Below are 18287 nucleotides of genomic sequence, written 5' to 3'. Positions count from 1 at the left end.
ATGTTAAAAGCGGTTCATTTTGGAGCAGGGAATATAGGCAGAGGATTTATAGGATATTTGTTGTATAAGTCTGGATATGAAATAACTTTTGTTGATATATCAAAAGAATTAGTAGAAAGCATAAATAATTATAAAAGATATAATGTGATTATTTTAAAAGATAATGTGGAAAAGGAAGAAGTAAAAAACATCAAAGCTATTCATATCGAAGATGAAGAAAATCTATCCAAGGCTATTGTAGATGCAGATATAATTACGACTTCAGTAGGAGCTAATAATCTTAAGAGCATAGGGGAAAAATTAAGAAATTATTTAAAGATAAGAAAAGCTAACATTGATAAACCTTTGAATATAATGGCATGCGAAAATGCACTGTTTGCAACAAATATACTAAAAAATAGTATATTGGAAAAGGGGGATAAAGATTTTATTGAGTACGTAAATCAAAAAATTGGTTTTCCTAATACGGCTGTGGACAGAATAGTACCGAATGTAGATATAAAGAAAGAACTGCCAATAGATGTAGCAGTGGAAGATTTTTATGAATGGGATATTGAGAAAAAAGCAATTATTGGGGATTTAAATATCAAAGGGGCGGAACTGGTTGATGACCTTGAACCTTATATAGAGAGAAAATTATTTTTATTAAATGGAGCCCATGCTACCACTGCATATTTAGGATATTTAAAAGGGTATAAATATATACATGAAGCGATTCAGGACGATTTTATAAGAAATATAGTCTCTAAAATGCAAGAAGAAGCTTCTATCGCCCTTTCCAAAAAACATAATATAAAAATTGATAATTTAAGAGAATATTCAAATAAGGTAATAAAAAGGTTCAAAAACTCCTATTTAAAAGACGAAGTTGTAAGAGTGGGAAGAGAGCCTACAAGGAAATTGTCTGGAAATGACCGGTTAATGATGCCTGCCAAACTTTGTTATGAAATTGGAATTACGCCCAAATTTATACTATACGGTATAGCTGCAGGGTTTTTGTTTGATTATAAAGAGGACCCTCAAGCTTGTAAAATTCAAGATGACATTAAAAATTTCGGCTTAGAAAAAACAATAAGCAAAATTACAGGTTTAGAGGAAAATAGTGATTTATTACATGAAATTGTAAAGAAGTATAAAGAATTAAAAGAAACTTTTAGGAAAAGATGATATAGATTGGATTCTATATCGTCTTTTTCACTTTTTTCTTTTGTAATGAAAGCTATCGTTATAAATTTAAAAATGTTTACAATACTAAGTAAACGTATAAAATAAAGAGCAAATGGGAGTAAAATTGGGAATAAACATGTGATATTGCACTAAATCGCTGTTGAAGGTCAAAAAAGTCTTTTATATAATTATATTAAGACTTGTCTGACATCTGATGTATGATGTACTTTACACAAAATTAATAATAGTTTAACTTATATTTAACACTCCGCTGGTATACTTAAAAAGTCTAAAATTTTTCCTGTAATTTCTATGGAGGTGGTTGTTGAAAATCTATTTGTTTTCTAAGAACAAAAATACTAGTAAAAGGAGGATGTAAATGTTTAGGTCAAGGTCAAGGATACTTGCAATATTTGTTGGAGCAATAATGGTATTTAGCATGTTTTTCTCTGCGGTACCGCAGATAGCCTTTGCTGCAACGTCCAAAACATTTGACTTTATAGAAGTCACCGATTTTCACGGTTATTTACAAAATGACGGTAAATTAAGTGATGGGACAATTTATAAGCAGCAAATAGCAGGTGTTTTGGCAAAACAAATTAAAGACATAAAAGCTCAAAATCCTGACAGAACTGTAATTTTATCTGACGGAGATATGTTCCAGGGAACGCCGCTTTCCAACGTCTTAAAAGGACAACCAGTCATTGAAATGATGAAAAATATTGGTTTTGATGCAATGACTCTTGGAAACCATGAATATGATTGGGGAATTGATTCGGTAATTGATACGCAAAATGCTACATTGAAAAATTCTACAATTCCTGTTCTTGCAGCAAATGTGTATGATAAAACAACGGGGCAACCGGTGAATTATGTAAAACCATATGTAATGATTGAAAAAGATGGAGTAAAAATCGGTATAATTGGCATCGTAGACAATAAAGAATTCCCAAATATAATAATGCCTGCATATATACAAAATGTTGAATTTAAAGATCCTGTTCCAATTGTAAATGACTTAGCACAGCAGTTAAGACAACAAGGTGCGCAAATAGTTGTTGTACTGGCACATATGGGTGCATATCAAGATAAGTCAGGTAATGCAACAGGTAATCTTATAGACTTTGCAAAGCAAGTTCAAGGTGTAGATGCGATATTTGGTGGACATACACATTCAATTGTCACTACAAGAGTAAATGGAATTCCTGTAGGGGTTGCTTACTATTATGGCAGAGGATTCATCGATTTAAAGATAACATTAAATAATGATGGCACGGTTACAACAGGCGATATGCAATACATTGATATTACAGGTTTGTATTCTACACAAAATCCTGTAGTGGATCCTGAAGTACAAGCCATTGTTGATAAAGCTGTTCAAGATGTAGGACCAATATTTAACGAAGTGATAGGTCAAGCTGCAATTGACTTGACAAGGACTCAAAGTGCGCAACCTTATGGAGATTCTCTCTTAGGCAATTGGGCAGCACAAGTGACAAAGGATGCAGTTGGAGCAGATTTTGGATTTGCCAATAATGGTGGGCTTAGGATAGATATTCCAAAAGGCGATATAACTGTTGGAATGATGTATCAATTGATGCCTTTTGACAACACAATAGTTACAATGAAAATGACAGGGGCGCAAGTAAAAACTATCCTTGAGCAGGCTGTACAAGATGGTGGCAAGGGTATACAGGTTGCGGGACTTACTTTCAAGTATGATCCATCTAAGCCTTCAATGCAAAGAGTATTTGATATGAGAAAGTCCGACGGAACGCCAATACTCATGGATAAAACTTATCTTGTTGCGACAAACAACTTTATGGGCACTGGCGGAGATGGCTTTACAGGATTTACAGACCCTGATGTTGTAAAAACTTATGTTGACACATATAAGCTTGTAAGAGATGCATTCATAGATGCAGTTAAAGCCCAAAAGACAGTTACTTCAAAAATAGATAATAGAATTGCACCGGCTAAAATGAGTGATGCGACAATAGCAGTACTTGCTACGTCAGATATACATGGCAATATATTCCCATGGGACTACAATACTGCAAAACCAGCAAATCAAGGTCTTGCAAAGGTATCTACTTATGTAAAACAGGTAAGAGCGCAATATCCTTATGTGGTATTAGTAGACAATGGAGACACAATACAAGGAACACCACTTTCTTACTATTATGACAAGATAGATACCACTACAGAGTATCCATTAGCAAAAGTAATGGGAGCAATGAAATACGATACCTGGACATTGGGCAACCATGAATACAATTATGGGCTTGACGTTTTGAATAGGGTTATAAATGATATGAGAAATGAAGGCATACATGTGCTTTCAGCAAATACTTACAAAGATGACGGAACAAACTTTGTTGACCCTTACTATATTAAGACATTTGATACGCCACAAGGACCTGTAAAAGTGGGTATATTAGGCCTTACGACTAAAACTATACCATCATGGGAAGATAAAGACCACTATGCAGGATTACACTTCAATGACCTTGTAGAGGAAGCAAATAAGTGGGTACCAAAGTTAAGAGAAGCAGGAGCAGACATTGTAGTTGTTGCAATGCACTCTGGTGAAGAATCACCGACAGATGTAATACCTGAAAATCAAGTTATTGCTGTAGCAACGCAAGTAAATGGCATTGATGCAATAGTTGCAGGACATACACATGCTATTATATCACAGCACACATATAAGAACCCGGCAGGAGAAACAGTTATAGTGACAGAACCTGGTAAATGGGGACAATATGTATCACAGATAAACTTTAATATAAGCAAAAATGCTGATGGAAAATGGGTAATAGATAGCAAATGGAGTGCAACTATAAAAATGGATGATTCTGTACAAGCAGACCCCGATATTTTAAACCTTGCACAACCATATCAAGATGCAACACTTAAATATATAGGAACAAAAATCGGTGTTGCAACAGGTGACTTCTTAGGTACTGAACAGACAGTAAAAGAGACAGCTATAATGGACCTTATCAATAAAGTTCAAAAATATTATGCAAAAACTGATCTGTCAATTGCTGCACCACTTAGCAGCTCAGCGAAGATATTGAAAGGCGATATAACAATTCAAGACATCATGGGTGTATATGTATATGAAAACTATTTGTATGGAATAAAGATGACTGGGAAACAGTTAAAAGACTGGTTGGAATGGTCAGCAAGGTATTACAAACAAGTTTCCTCGCCAAATGATCCTATAACAAAAGATCCTACTTTGAATATACCTGATTACAATCTTGACCAATTGTACGGTGCAAGCTATGTAATAGATTTAACACAACCTGCAGGACATAGAATTAAGAATCTCAAAGTCAATGGCAAACTTGTAAAAGATGACGATGTATTCACAGTAGCAATAAACAACTACAGATTCAACGGCGGCGGTGGATTTATGCAAGCTGCTGGAATAACAAATCCAGAAATTGTATTTGATTCCGCAAAAGCTTATGGCGACGACGGACAGGTAAGGAATTTGATGATCAGATATATTCAAGAGCATGGTACAATTACACCAACCGTCGAGAAATACTGGTATGTATCAACTACTCCTGTGGCAGAAGAAACACCATCACCAGTAACACAACCAACGCCCGCTCCAACTCCGCAACCACAACCTGCACCACAACCTGTATACAACTATGGCATTGTAACTGCATCAGCGCTTAATGTGAGGGCAGGTGCAAGCACTTCAAGCAAAATTATAGGAGTACTTCCTGCCGGAAAAGTTGTGACATTGCTTGAAGAAGTCAATGGATGGTACAAGATTGACTACAATGGCAAAACAGGATACATTTACGGCAAATACGTTGCTGCAACGCCAAATCCGTCAAAGGTAACTGTTTTGAAAGCTGTAAAAGTCACTGCTAAGAGCGGATTAAATGTAAGAGTAGGGAATTCTATAAATGCAAAGAAGATAGGAGCAGTACCATATGGTACAGAACTAAAAGTAGTTGGAGAATATAATGGATGGTATCAGATACAGTATAATGGCGGATTTGGATATGTATACGCAAAATATACAAAATAGAAGCTAAAGAAGAGAAAAGCTGTGGGAAACCGCAGCTTTTCTTTTTTGCAAAAACTGTTGGAGAGAAGAAAATATGTGATAAAATATATAAGTAAGTGGATTATATACAGGAGATTTACAGCGAAAGGGATGAAATAAGTTTGAAAATAGGCGATGTAGTTTTAAAAAATAACGTATTTTTGTCTCCTATGGCAGGAGTTACAGATAAGTCCTTTAGATTGATTTGTCAAGAAATGGGTTGTGGCCTTGCATACACAGAAATGGTTAGTGCCAAAGGCCTTTATTATGGCAGTGAAAATACAAAAGTGTTGACAGATATTGATGAGGAAGAGAAGGTGGCTCTTCAAATATTTGGTTCTGATCCAGATATTATGGGGGAGATAGCAAGAAGGCTAAATGACAGCAAAGCTTTAATTCTCGATATAAACATGGGATGTCCTACCCCTAAAATAGTTAAAAATGGTGATGGAGCAGCACTCATGCTAAAACCAGAATTAGCAGAAAAAGTAATGGAATCTGTTGTGAAAGCATCAAATAAACCTGTGACAGTTAAAATAAGAAAAGGGTGGGATGATAATCACGTAAATGCTGTAGAAATAGCACAAATTGCTGAAAAGGCTGGCATTAAAGCAGTAGCAGTACATGGAAGGACGAGAGAACAATTTTATTCTGGAAAAGCAGACTGGAGTATAATAAAAAAAGTTAAAGAAAGCGTAAAAATACCTGTTATTGGTAATGGCGATATATTTACACCAGAAGATGCAAAAAGAATGTTGGAGGAAACGGGATGTGATGCAATTTTAATAGGACGAGGGGCGCAGGGCAATCCTTGGATATTTAAAAGAACTGTACATTTTTTAAATACCGGAGAATTACTTCCTGAGCCGACAATACAAGAAAAAATAGAAGTGATTATCAGGCATTTGGAAATGATGATAGAATACAAAGGTGAACGTACAGGTATTCTTGAAATGAGAAAACATATTGCTTGGTATTTAAAGGGATTATATGGCAGCGCCAAACTCAGGGAAGCAGTATTTAAAATGGAAAAATATGAGCAAATAAAAGAGTTTTTATTAAATATAGCAAAGACCTATGCAGATTGAAGACGAACTTTTTATTGTATTAAAAGTCTCCTGCTTATATCCTTAAGTGCATTTTAAGTATCTAAGTATGCCTAAGGCTTGTTTTGAGCAGAGGGGACACACTAAGATACTTCGAAATGCACTTTGCGCAAAAAAGAGGAAGCTTATTAAAAAACTTGTCTACAGCCTGAGTCCTGCAGCGATTTTAGCAGGACTTTTAAAAGATAAGTGACAAAATGTAAAAGAGATGCTATTATAAATTGAGGAGTATTTTATTTACATTGAGGTGGTAACGTTGTCAATTGAATATATTGTAGCACTTTGCGGTATAGGATTTGCAGCTGCTTTTATTGATTCTATAGCGGGTGGAGGCGGTATAATAAGCCTTCCAGGGCTTTTAGTACTTGGAGTACCTCCAGCTTTTGCGCTTGGAACTAACAAATTTGCTGCTTCTTGTGCTTCTTTTACTAGTTCTTTAACTTTTATAAAGTATAGAGTGTATGATGGAGATTTGTTAAAATACTTAGTATTTGGGACTTTATTAGGTGCAATTCTTGGAGTCAAAACTGTACTTTTGTTAGATAGCTCGCAATTAAGGATAATTATAATTATTCTAATGATGTTTGTTGCAATATATACCTTGTTTGTTAAAAATATAGGCAATGAAAACAAATTTGAAGGCGTTAATAAAAAGACTATTGCAATAGGCCTTATAATTTCTATAATTCTTGGCTTTTATGATGGCTTTTTTGGACCGGGAACAGGTTCATTTTACATTTTTTTATTCTTAACACTTTTGAATTATGATTTTAAAATAAGTGCAGGAAATGGGAAAATACTGAATTTTGTAAGCAATATAACTTCACTAATTATGTTTGCGTTACATGGTAAGATATTGTATTCTATTGCAATTCCCATGGCGTTAGCAATGATACTGGGGGCAAGATTGGGGACAAAGCTGGCTATAAAAAATGGAGCTCGGCTTATAAGGCCTATATTGATTTCTGTCACTTTGTTGTATGCAGTGAAAATGATTTTTGATATAACAAATCATTAAAGTAAGACATGCACAAATAAAAGGGATTAACCACATATATGTATCATGGAGATGATGCATATATGTGGGAGGAAAATAGAACAAAAAAATATAAAGGAATTGACATTATAGAATTCTATCAAAAAGAGGCAATTAAAAGGAAAAACACAATACCCAAAAAAACTTTTTATAATAGATTTTTGAAAATTGGAGACCACATAATGATATCAAAACCCTATGAGGAAAAGTTTGAAGAGAAAAGATATAAAATCAGCCTTTATGAACTGTTAAAAAACGTATATTATGAAGAAGCATTTGGGATAAACATCTCTTCCAAAAGAAAAAAAGAAGTCTATCGCAACAATATCTCTTTTGAAAATTTTACTATAGGCGATATTGTTTTAGCCACAAGCCCGGGATTTCACATACAAGGTGCTATTAGACATGCTGCTATATTCGATAGCAGAAGATATCATGGGAGCGTTGATGATGAATGCTTACTCACTGCAGAACCAAATAAAGGAGTAATATACGAGTCTATTCGATTTTATCATGAAAACTTTGGAGAAGCATGGGGACTTTATGTGCCCAATACCACTTTACAACAAAGAATTGCAGTTGTCGATGAAATAGCAAAACATATAGGAGAGAGATATTATTGGAGTGCTCATAAAAGCAACTCAAAAGTTTGGTATTGTTCATTGATTCCTTGGAGAGGATATTATAAAATTACAGGTATTGATATTGACTATAATGACAGATATTGGGTTTTACCTATTGACATTTTTATGAGTGAATATACTGAAGTTTTTGAGTATTCAAGGGGATAGTATGTACTATCCCTCAGTTTGTTGACAAAGTTAAAAAATTTTCAAAGGAGATATTTGCATCGTCGCTCCGATGTTCCAAAGCGACAAAACTAAAGCTCGACCTTCAGGCTGTTGTAAGATGTCTGATAATTTGAAAACAAAAAGAAAATCAAAAGTCATATTGACTTTTGTAAATGTTATATTATATAATAATTCCGTAAACACGTGTTTATAAGATTGTGTTATAAAGATTCTTAATAACATATTGCTTTTAAAAATAATAGCATAATATAGTGTTAAAAAATATGGCACTTCTTTGCATGGTAAGATTTAAAAAAAGTACAGGCGTAATACCGAGATATGACTTGAAAAATAGAGAACAGAATAAAATAATTTTTTGTAGCAGGTGAGGGCTTCTTTTGTTGAAATATAAGGAAATTTGTATTATAATTAGAGAAACACGAATTTATAATTATCTCTTAATAAGGAGTAAGGTGCATGAATAGCAAGGATATTGCAAGGATTGCAGGTGTTTCACGTAGTACAGTTTCAAGAGTAATAAATAATTATCCGAATGTTCCGCCTGAGACTAAAGAAAAGGTCTTAAAAGTTATCAGGGAATATAATTATGTTCCTCACGCTTCAGCAAGGATGCTTAGAGGAAAAAGTTCAAAAACTATTGGATTGGTGATAGTTGATTTAAAGAAAAATAGTGATATTCATAAGGTGTATGATAATGTTTACTTTGGGCCTTTTACGACGGCGGTTATTGATTTTGCGAATCAATTAGGCTATAACGTGCTTGTGATAACTGTTTACAAAACAAGAGATTACAAGAAAGTAAGAGAAGTCTTTTATAACAAGACTATAAACGGTGCGATTTTTATTGGAGTAAAAAATGATGATCCAGATATAAAAAATTTAATTGAGGCTGGATTGAAGACTGCTGTAATCGACCAGGAAATTAGGGAAGATGAAGATGACGCTTTTAACAAAAGCATTATAGTGAACATGGATAATGTAAATGGTGCGTATGAAGCGACAAAATATCTAATCAATTTAGGGCATACGGAAATTGCTCATATAACAGGTGATATGGAAAAACTTTCTGGATTTGCAAGATTAGAAGGATATAAAAAAGCATTGAAAGAAGCGGGTATTCCTTTTAAAAGCAGCTTAGTTGTAAAAGGCGATTTTGTTGAAGAAAGTGGTTATAAAGCTGCATATAAATTATTTAAAAAGGCAAAACCGACTGCAATTTTTGCATCAAACGATCAAATGGCTATAGGAGCTATGCATGCTTTAGAAGAGATGGGATTTAAAGTACCTGAAGATGTTTCTATAATCGGATTTGATGATATTACAATATCTCGTTATTTAAAACCTGCTTTAACAACAATGAGTGCGTCTTTATTGCAAATGGCGGAATTGGCGGTAGAAAATTTGATTAAGTCTATTGAAGAAGAAATAGCTATTACAGCTAAATTTATTGTTCCTGTAAAACTTGTGGAAAGAGAATCTTGTAAAAGGATTGAAATACAAAGAGAAAAAATTAATGATGAATATGCACTAAGTAGGAAATAAAGGCGTAACGCCTTTACTTATGAATATTTGTGAACACGTGTTAAGTAATAATAGAAAAAATTATTTTAAAGTCTTCTAAAAAATTATTACTTTATAATAGTATCGTAATAATAAAATGGGGATATTAGATTAAGCAGAAATCTAATTGTTTGATGATTCAGTGAAAAAGTAGGTGAAAAATTTTTAAAGTGAATAATAACGTATTCATTAAAAACTTTATTTCTTTTTAAAAAGTTAGAATATGGTTTTTTGAAGTATTAAATAAAGCGTTGATTAATGAATTCATTAAATAATAAACGCGTTTTTATAAATTTTAATAAAAAGTTTATGGTTGCCTAAAACAAAGGGCTGAGAGGCCTTTTGTTTTAAAAAATTTAAAGAAAGAAAGGGGGAATACGAGAAGTAAAATAAAATTTTTTAAAATAAAAGGAAACAACAAATAAAAAGGGGGATTTTTAGGATGAGAAGGCTGTTAAGTCTATTATTAGTGTTAATGCTAATAATGGGCGCGTTAGCAGGCTGTGGACAAAAGAGTCAAGAAACAAGCGATAAATCGAACCAGCAAAATGCAAATACACAGCAAGTTGCACAGGAGACAACATATCAAAGAAACGAAACAGTATACTTTGGAGGTGGATTGTGGAGCCCGCCCAGCAACTGGAATCCGCTAACACCATGGAACGCTGTAACGGGTACAGTTGGATTAATTTATGAAACACTATTCAACTATGACCCGCTTAAAAACGAATTCATACCATGGTTAGCAGAGAAAGGTGAATGGACCTCTGATAATACTTATCAAATCACTTTAAGAGATGGGCTCACATGGCAAGATGGAAAACCTTTAACATCAGAGGACGTAAAATTTACATTTGAAATAGCAAAGCAATATTCAGAGATTTATTATAGCCCGATGTGGCAATGGTTGCAATCTATAGAGACACCGGACAACAAAACAGTAATATTTAAGTTCTCAACTGTAAACTATCATGAATGGGCATATAACTTGTATCAGATACCTATTATTCCAAAGCATATATGGGCAGATAAGTCAAAAGATGATATGTTAAATGGTGCAAATGAAAAGGCTATAGGTTCAGGACCCTATTTATTTGACACTTATAGCAATGATCGTATGGTCTACAAGAGGAATGACAACTGGTGGGGCATAAAAGCAATGAATATGACCCCAGCACCAAAGAGAATAGTTTATTTAATTGTGCCTAGTAACAACGTTGCATTGGGAATGCTAATGAAAGGTGAATTAGATTTAAGTAACTTTTTCCTTCCAGGTATAAAGACTTTGAAAGCTAACTACGGTATAACGACTTTTTATGATAATCCGCCATATATGATTCCAGATAATACTGTGTTTATGTTTATCAATACCACTAAATCTCCATTAAACAATGTTGAATTAAGGCGAGCAATGGCATATGCAATCAATCCTAAGGTAATAGCAGAAAAAGTATATGAAAACCAAGTAGAACCAGCAAATCCATTAGGATTTGTACCGGCTAAGGCTTGGGAAGAATATTATGATAAAAATGTAGTTAATAAATATGGCTATACCTATGATCCAGAAAAAGCGAAATCAATTTTGGATGCAGCAGGATTTAAATTAGGAAGTGATGGAGTAAGGACAGCACCCGATGGAAAAAGATTTAAGTTAGAGATTAGTGTGCCATATGGTTGGACAGATTGGATGGAAGCAGCTAAGATAGTTGCAGATCAATTAAAGGCAGTAGGAATCGATGCAGAAGCTAAATTCCCAGATTATAGTAAATATTATGAGGATTTAACGAAAGGAACATTTGATTTATCATTTAATAACTTTGGCAGCCAAGTCACGTCAACTCCATGGACTTTGTATAATTGGCTATTTAACAAAGTTCAAGAAAACGGTCCTCAGAATAATGGAAACTTTGGGCGCTTTGATGTGCCAGGATTACAAGACTTAATAGCAAAATTTAACCAAACAAAGCTAGGAAGTCCAGAAGCTAAGCAAGCAGCTGCACAACTTGAAGAGATTTTCTTAAAGAATATGCCAGCTATACCACTTTGGTACAATGGTCTCTGGTTCCAAGCATCAAATGCAGCATGGGAGAATTGGCCAACAGAACATGACCCATATGCTTATCCAGTTACTTGGGGTGGCAGATGGCAAACAGGTGGGACAATGATGTTGATGAAGATAAAACCGAAAGCTTCGCAATAATAAATGGGGGTATATAAATGTTACGGTATTTAATAAAGAAGTTGTACATTTACATTTTGACTTTCTTTTTTGCAGTAACTATTGACTGGCTAATCCCCAGGTTTATGCCTGGGGACCCCATTCTTGTATTAGTTTCAAGATTTTCGGGGCTACCAGAGTCAGCAAAAGTAATGTATGGGTATCTAATCAAAGCTTTTGGCTTAGATCTACCTTTATGGAAACAATACCTTAACTTTTGGATAGCATTGTTTAAAGGTGATTTAGGAATTAGCATTTATATGTATCCTAAACCGGTTCTAGATGTTATAGCACAAGCTATACCTTACACATTAGTAGTGTTATTGCCATCAATTTTACTAAGTTGGATAGTAGGGAACTATATAGGAGCAGTAGCAGCGAGACACAGAAGCTTAGATTCCAGAATGTTGCCAATTTTTTATATAATTACATCTATACCATACATGTGGTTAGGAATACTATTAGCATGGGCATTAGGAGTTGTTCTTGGGATTTTCCCTATTGCAGGAGCTTATAGTTTTAGTATGAGACCGAATTGGTCATGGCAATTTGTAGTGGACTTTTTAAGACATTGGATATTGCCTTTTTTGTCTCTCTTTATAGTGCAAATTGGTGGTTGGGCGATAGGTATGAGAAATTTGATAATATATGAACTTGAAGCCAATTATTCAAGATATTTAGAAGCTTTAGGAGCATCAGAAGGGCTTATTAGAAGATATGCCTTTAAAAATGCTATACTTCCACAGATTACAGGTTTAGCGTTGCAATTAGGTACAATCGTAGCAGGGTCCATAGCAACAGAAGTAGTATTTTCTTATCCAGGAATGGGATATATGTTATTGCAAGGTATATTAAATCAGGATTATTTTTTGGTACAAGGAGTCTTCTTGTTTATAATCATAGGGGTATTACTTGCGAATTTCTTAGTTGATATACTCTACATGATTGTTGATCCAAGAATTAGACTAGGACTTGGAGGAGAAAATGTATGAAAGAGTTTATATATTTTGCGTTTAAAAACACGAAATTTAAGATAGGCTTGACAATATTACTATTTTTTCTGATATTGGCTATAATTGGACCTTATATTTCTTACTATAAAGACCCATTGGAGTATGTCAGTATGAGCAATCTTCCTCCAAGCAGAGAAAACTGGTTAGGGACAACAACCTTTGGGCAAGATGTCTTTACCCAGTTTGTGTACGGACTAAGGTCGACATTTTTTATTGGATTATTTGGAGGAGGACTTGCCACAATAATAGGGCTTTTAATTGGTTTTATAGCAGGATACAAAGGCGGATTATTAGACGACCTTTTAATGATGTTGACGAACATATTAATAGTAATACCTACATTAGCTTTACTCATAATCATAGCAGCCTATTTACCCTATAGAGGAATAGGGATACAAAGCGTGATAATAGGTTTGACGGCATGGCCATGGACAGCAAGAGCTATACGTGCCCAAACTCTTTCGTTAAAATCAAGAGAATTTGTAAATTTAGCCAAAATAACAGCATTGAGACCATTAAAAATAGTTTTAGAAGAAATAGCGCCAAACATGATGTCCTACGTAGTAATGGTATTCATATTGCAGTTTGCAGGAGCAATATTAGCAGCAGTAGGATTGGATTTTATAGGATTGGGACCAACAAGGGGAATTTCATTAGGCTTAATGATGCAGTACTCAGTATTATGGAACGCAATTCAATTGGGAATGTGGTGGTGGTTTGTTCCTCCAGGGTTGGCAATCACAATGATAGTAAGTTCCTTGTATTTTCTCAATATAGGTCTTGATGAGATATTTAACCCAAGGCTGAGGGAGGAGTGACCGAATTGATACAAATAGAAGGATTACGAATTTATTACAAAACATTGCATGGTGACGCCAAAGCATTAGATGATGTAACTTTTACAATAAATGACAAAGAAATATTAGGTATAGCTGGAGAATCAGGCTGTGGTAAGTCAACCCTGGGTAATTCATTGATACTTTTAAAGCCGCCAATGAAATATGTATCAGGAGAGGTAAAGATTAACGGAGAAAAATTGCCAATAGACAATAATACTGAAATGAGGAGGTATCGCTATAAAAAAATTTCTCTTATTCCCCAATATGCTATGGATGCTTTAAATCCCACCCGCAAAATAGGGAGGATAATAAGGGACTTAGTAGGGCAACACAAAATAAAATATGAGGGAATAGAAAAAAGGCTACATGAACGTTTAAATATGGTAAAACTTTCAAAAGATGTTCTTAATATGTATCCTTTTGAACTCTCAGGTGGGATGAAGCAGAGGCTAGTATTGGTAATATCGACTTTATTAAATCCCGACCTCTTAATAGCAGACGAAGTCACATCAGCCCTTGATGTATCTTCTCAGAAAGCAGTTTCGCTGATGTTTAAGGAGTTTAGAGATAGGGAGATAGTAAACTCAATAATATTTATTACCCATGATATAGCAGTTTTATACCAAATAGCGGATAGGATAGTTATAATGTATGCAGGGAAAGTAGCGGAAATTGGTCCGACAGAAGAAATAATAGCGAATCCTTTGCATCCCTATACAAAAGCTCTGATTAAATCATTGCCTAATGCAGGAATACGTCATACAAAAGAAAAATTAGAGGGTATCCCTGGTCATCCTCCCAATCTCATAAATCCTCCAGCAGGATGTAGATTTAGAGATAGATGTCCATTTGCAGATGAAAACTGTTTAGAAGAGCCACCACTTAAAGAAATCAATAAAGGCCGCCTTGTGGCTTGTTGGAAGGTGAAGGATTTATGATCAAAGCAAAGAATCTTACAAAGGTTTTTAATTCAGGGTTTTTGTTTAGTAAAAACACAATAACAGCAGTAGATGAAGTAAATTTTGAAATAGGCAAAGGAGAGATTTTAGCTTTAGTAGGTGAAAGTGGCAGTGGAAAGTCTACAATAGGTAAAATGATGTTAAAATTGCTAAAACCAAGTGGTGGCCAAATTTTACTTGAGGACAAGGATATCTTTAGCATATCAAATAACAAAGAGTTTTACTCAAAAGTTCAAGGAATTTTTCAAGACCCATATTCCTCTTTTAATCCTATATTTAAAGTAAATAGAATATTTAAATTAGTAAGACAATCCTTTAAAAAAGAAGTGCCTGCATCAGAATGGAATGATAGAGTAGAAAATGTATTAAAGAAAGTGGGACTGAATGCTGGAGATGTGTTAAACAAGTATATACACCAATTGAGTGGAGGACAGCTTCAAAGATTATTAATAGCAAGGGCGCTACTGATGGATGTAGAGGTATTAGTAGCAGATGAAATTACTAGTATGTTAGATGCTTCAACTCGTGTAGATGTTTTAGAAGCATTGCTTAGCTTAAAAGAAATAGGAGCTGCTATAATGTTTATTACCCATGACCTTTCGCAGGCGTATTATATAAGCGATAAGATAGTGGTTTTATATAGAGGGTCAATTGTAGAGATGGGCTCAATAGAAAAAGTTTTTTCTAATCCCAGACATCCTTATACACAGATGCTATTAGACTCAATACCACAATTAGATAGAAAATGGGAAACTGACAGAATTGATATTGAAGATTCGGACAAAAAGCAGGCTATATGGAAAGAGGGACTATGTAAGTATATAGATAGATGCCCTATAGCAGATACAAGTTGCTTTAAACCTACACTTAAATTAGTAGAGGAAGACCATTATGTTGCTTGTGTAAAACTTTGATTAAAAATAGAAATTAAATTACAGTAAAAATGGTAAGGCAAGAAAATTTAAAAAAGGTGATTTAATTATGGAAAAACGTATTTCTTTAAATGGAGTATGGCATTTTAGAGAGTCAAATGCTAGCGAGTGGTATGAAGGAGAAGTTCCAGGATGTGTTCAGCTAGATTTAATAAGACTAGGGAAAATAGAAGATCCTTATTATCGAATGAATGAGATAAAATTTCACAAATTAGAAGAAAAAGAATGGGTATACAAAAAAGAATTTGATTTTAATGCAAAAGACAAAAATGAATATGACGCAATAAAATTAGTTTTTGAAGGAATAGATACTTTTGCTGATATATACTTAAATGGGATACATTTAGGAAAAGTACAAAATATGTTTATACCTTATGAATTTGATATTAAAGACATAGTAAAAGATGGAAATAATGTATTGGAAGTGCACTTTGATTCCATAACAAAAACTATAAAAGCTATGGAACAAACAAGTCCTGTGAAACTTGAATGGTCAGGAGAAAGTGGTAGGCCTTATGTAAGGAAAGCTCAATATTCTTATGGTTGGGATTGGGGACCAAGGATAGTTCAAGTTGGTTTATGGAGAGGTGCATACTTGTCTTTAGTAAAATATGCAGAGATTAAAAATCCATATTTCTATACAGAAAAAATTGAGCAAAACAAAGCTTATGTAGTAATAAGTGCAGAGATAGAAGGGTATATAGTGCAAGATTTTGAAGCTGAAATAGAGATAATACATAACGACATTTCATATGGGAAAAAGCGAGTAAAAGTTCAAAAGAACAGAATAAAAACCACAATGCTTATAGAAAATCCTAAATTGTGGTATCCAAATGGAATTGGAGAACAGCCGCTTTACGATATAAGAATAAGACTTTTAACGGGTGAAGAAATAATAGATGAAAAAAGCTTTAGAAGCGGAATAAGAACTGTGAAGTTGGTAAGAGAAAAGGATGAGGAAGGAGAAACTTTTATCTTTGAAATTAATGGAATAAAAGTCTTTGCAAAGGGAGTCAATTGGATACCAGCTGACAACCTATTACCTAGATTAACCAAAGAAGATTATTATGAATATATAAGACTTGCAAAAGATGCAAATATGAACATGTTACGAATATGGGGAGGAGGGATATATGAAGATCCAGCATTTTATGATGCCTGTGATGAAATGGGTATAATGGTATGGCAGGATTTTATGTACGCCTGTGCGGAGTACCCTGACCAATTTGAATGGTTTCAAAAATTAGCAAAAGAAGAAGCAGAGAAAGTCATATTAAGTCTTAGAAATCATCCTTCCATTGTATTGTGGTGTGGGAATAATGAAAACAATTGGGGATTTCATTCATGGTGGGATAATGGAGATCCAAAATATTTGGGCAATTACATTTATAAAGAAATATTACCTAAAGTGTGTGCAAAATTAGATCCGTCAAGGCCTTATTGGGTATCAAGTCCTTATGGAGGAGAAGATCCAAATAGTGAAACTGAAGGCGATAGGCATCAGTGGAATGTGTGGAGTGGATGGGTAGACTATGAAGAGTACACAAAAGATAAGGGCAGATTTCTTAGTGAATTTGGATTCCAATCAATGCCAGATTGGAAAACAGTACTTTCTTACACATCTCCTGAAGATAGGACAATACTGAGTCCAGTTATGATTTCTCACAACAAAATGGTTGAAGGAATGGAAAGATTAGTAAGGTTTATGGTAGGACACTTAGGATTTCCTAAAGACCTTAAAAGCTTTGTTTACTTAAGTCAATTTAACCAAGCAGAGGCTATAAAAACAGGTGTAGAACATTGGAGGTCAAGAAAATTTAAGACAGCAGGGACACTATACTGGCAGTTTAATGACTGCTGGCCTGTAGCTAGCTGGTCTTGTATTGATTATTACAAGAGGAAAAAAGCATTGTATCACTATTCAAAGAAATTTTATGCAGAAATTTTACCATACATAAAAGAGGAAGATGGGGGTATCACAGTCTATGGCATAAGTGATTTGGTGCATGATAAAGAAGTAGAGGTAACTATAAAAGTTTTCAAACTAAATGGTGAAAAAATTGCAGAGAAACAGTTAAAAACGAGATTAATAGCAAATGACGTTACAAAAATAGCTCACTATAAAATTGAGGAATTAAATATTGGGTACAGTGTAAAGGAAATGCCTATAGCAATACCGGGGTGTACATTGCCAGTAGAGAAAAATGGAGAACTACTAGATAGTGTTATATATGTAGAAATAATTGCTGATGGCAAGACTTATGAGAATTATAAAGTGTTTGATAAATTTAGAAATTTAAGTTTAATAGAACCCAAAATTAATTATCAAATAAAAAATGATTTAATAGTCTTAACAACAGATGTTCCAGCATTTGGAGTGTTTATAGAGCCCGAAAATGATATAGATTTATCTGACAATTGTTTAAATATGATGCCAGGTAAACAATATGAAGTAAAATTTTCACAAAAACCCGAGAGTGTTGAAGTTTTTGACATTACTCAATTAGTAGCAAATATATAAAGTAAAAAAGTTTCAACAATTACCATTAAAGATAGGAGTGATAATA

12 protein-coding genes are annotated in these 18287 nt (G+C 34.1%); all 12 read left to right on the top strand.

What is annotated here, in order from left to right; genetic code table 11:
• The 12 genes from THEBR_RS09855 to THEBR_RS09800 all read left to right on the top strand — a co-directional run bounded on the left by THEBR_RS09855 (window position 1) and on the right by THEBR_RS09800 (window position 18241).
• Window positions 1–1167: a mannitol-1-phosphate 5-dehydrogenase gene (locus THEBR_RS09855; protein ID WP_012269671.1), complete on the top strand. Its 1167-nt coding sequence runs from the start codon at window positions 1–3 to the stop codon at window positions 1165–1167.
• A 379-nt stretch (window positions 1168–1546) separates the two neighbouring features.
• Complete coding sequence (locus THEBR_RS09850; RefSeq protein ID WP_013570844.1) at window positions 1547–5227, top strand: 5'-nucleotidase C-terminal domain-containing protein; 3681 nt, start codon at window positions 1547–1549, stop codon at window positions 5225–5227.
• Between the two features lie 140 nt (window positions 5228–5367).
• Entirely contained in the window at window positions 5368–6333 is a 966-nt protein-coding gene (dusB, locus tag THEBR_RS09845; RefSeq protein ID WP_041589987.1) for a tRNA dihydrouridine synthase DusB, read from the top strand.
• Window positions 6334–6607: 274 nt separating this feature from the next.
• Window positions 6608–7369: a TSUP family transporter gene (locus THEBR_RS09840; protein ID WP_003869880.1), complete on the top strand. Its 762-nt coding sequence runs from the start codon at window positions 6608–6610 to the stop codon at window positions 7367–7369.
• A gap of 38 nt (window positions 7370–7407) precedes the next feature.
• Window positions 7408–8178, top strand: a complete 771-nt coding sequence (locus tag THEBR_RS09835; protein ID WP_012269668.1) for a hypothetical protein — start codon at window positions 7408–7410, stop codon at window positions 8176–8178.
• Between the two features lie 477 nt (window positions 8179–8655).
• The gene (locus tag THEBR_RS09830; protein ID WP_012269667.1) at window positions 8656–9741 is read left to right on the top strand and encodes a LacI family DNA-binding transcriptional regulator; all 1086 of its coding nucleotides are present in this window, start codon (window positions 8656–8658) and stop codon (window positions 9739–9741) included.
• Window positions 9742–10201: 460 nt separating this feature from the next.
• Window positions 10202–11959 carry an ABC transporter substrate-binding protein gene (locus tag THEBR_RS09825; RefSeq protein WP_012269666.1) on the top strand — a complete coding sequence of 586 codons (1758 nt, stop codon included), beginning with the start codon at window positions 10202–10204 and terminating at the stop codon, window positions 11957–11959.
• 17 nt (window positions 11960–11976) lie between these two features.
• Window positions 11977–12969 (top strand): ABC transporter permease, encoded by a 993-nt coding sequence (locus tag THEBR_RS09820; protein WP_006569235.1) that lies wholly within the window; start codon window positions 11977–11979, stop codon window positions 12967–12969.
• Window positions 12966–13808, top strand: a complete 843-nt coding sequence (locus tag THEBR_RS09815; RefSeq protein WP_012269665.1) for an ABC transporter permease — start codon at window positions 12966–12968, stop codon at window positions 13806–13808. The genes THEBR_RS09820 and THEBR_RS09815 overlap by 4 nt, the downstream gene beginning before the upstream one ends.
• A 5-nt stretch (window positions 13809–13813) precedes the next feature.
• The gene (locus THEBR_RS09810; protein ID WP_003869873.1) at window positions 13814–14767 is read left to right on the top strand and encodes an ABC transporter ATP-binding protein; all 954 of its coding nucleotides are present in this window, start codon (window positions 13814–13816) and stop codon (window positions 14765–14767) included.
• A complete protein-coding gene (locus THEBR_RS09805; protein WP_012269663.1) occupies window positions 14764–15702 on the top strand; it encodes an ABC transporter ATP-binding protein in 939 nt (312 codons plus the stop codon). Before THEBR_RS09810 ends, THEBR_RS09805 begins: the two co-directional genes overlap by 4 nt.
• A 67-nt stretch (window positions 15703–15769) precedes the next feature.
• The gene (locus THEBR_RS09800; protein WP_012269662.1) at window positions 15770–18241 is read left to right on the top strand and encodes a beta-mannosidase; all 2472 of its coding nucleotides are present in this window, start codon (window positions 15770–15772) and stop codon (window positions 18239–18241) included.
• The last annotated feature ends 46 nt before the right edge of the window (window positions 18242–18287 follow it).

Origin of the sequence: Thermoanaerobacter brockii subsp. finnii Ako-1, from assembly GCF_000175295.2 — a bacterium.
GTDB classification, from domain to species: domain Bacteria; phylum Bacillota; class Thermoanaerobacteria; order Thermoanaerobacterales; family Thermoanaerobacteraceae; genus Thermoanaerobacter; species Thermoanaerobacter pseudethanolicus.
Note: the sequence above shows the minus strand (reverse complement) of the source record. Positions and strands in the feature narration are given on the sequence as shown.

What these genes read in the sequence shown, in the direction of transcription:
- THEBR_RS09820 (WP_006569235.1), top strand. Translation starts at nt 11,977, where the DNA reads ATGTTACGGTATTTAATAAAGAAGTTGTACATTTACATTTTGACTTTC.
- THEBR_RS09830 (WP_012269667.1), top strand. Translation starts at nt 8,656, where the DNA reads ATGAATAGCAAGGATATTGCAAGGATTGCAGGTGTTTCACGTAGTACA.
- THEBR_RS09825 (WP_012269666.1), top strand. Translation starts at nt 10,202, where the DNA reads ATGAGAAGGCTGTTAAGTCTATTATTAGTGTTAATGCTAATAATGGGC.
- THEBR_RS09815 (WP_012269665.1), top strand. Translation starts at nt 12,966, where the DNA reads ATGAAAGAGTTTATATATTTTGCGTTTAAAAACACGAAATTTAAGATA.
- THEBR_RS09835 (WP_012269668.1), top strand. Translation starts at nt 7,408, where the DNA reads ATGTATCATGGAGATGATGCATATATGTGGGAGGAAAATAGAACAAAA.
- THEBR_RS09850 (WP_013570844.1), top strand. Translation starts at nt 1,547, where the DNA reads ATGTTTAGGTCAAGGTCAAGGATACTTGCAATATTTGTTGGAGCAATA.
- THEBR_RS09805 (WP_012269663.1), top strand. Translation starts at nt 14,764, where the DNA reads ATGATCAAAGCAAAGAATCTTACAAAGGTTTTTAATTCAGGGTTTTTG.
- THEBR_RS09855 (WP_012269671.1), top strand. Translation starts at nt 1, where the DNA reads ATGTTAAAAGCGGTTCATTTTGGAGCAGGGAATATAGGCAGAGGATTT.
- THEBR_RS09800 (WP_012269662.1), top strand. Translation starts at nt 15,770, where the DNA reads ATGGAAAAACGTATTTCTTTAAATGGAGTATGGCATTTTAGAGAGTCA.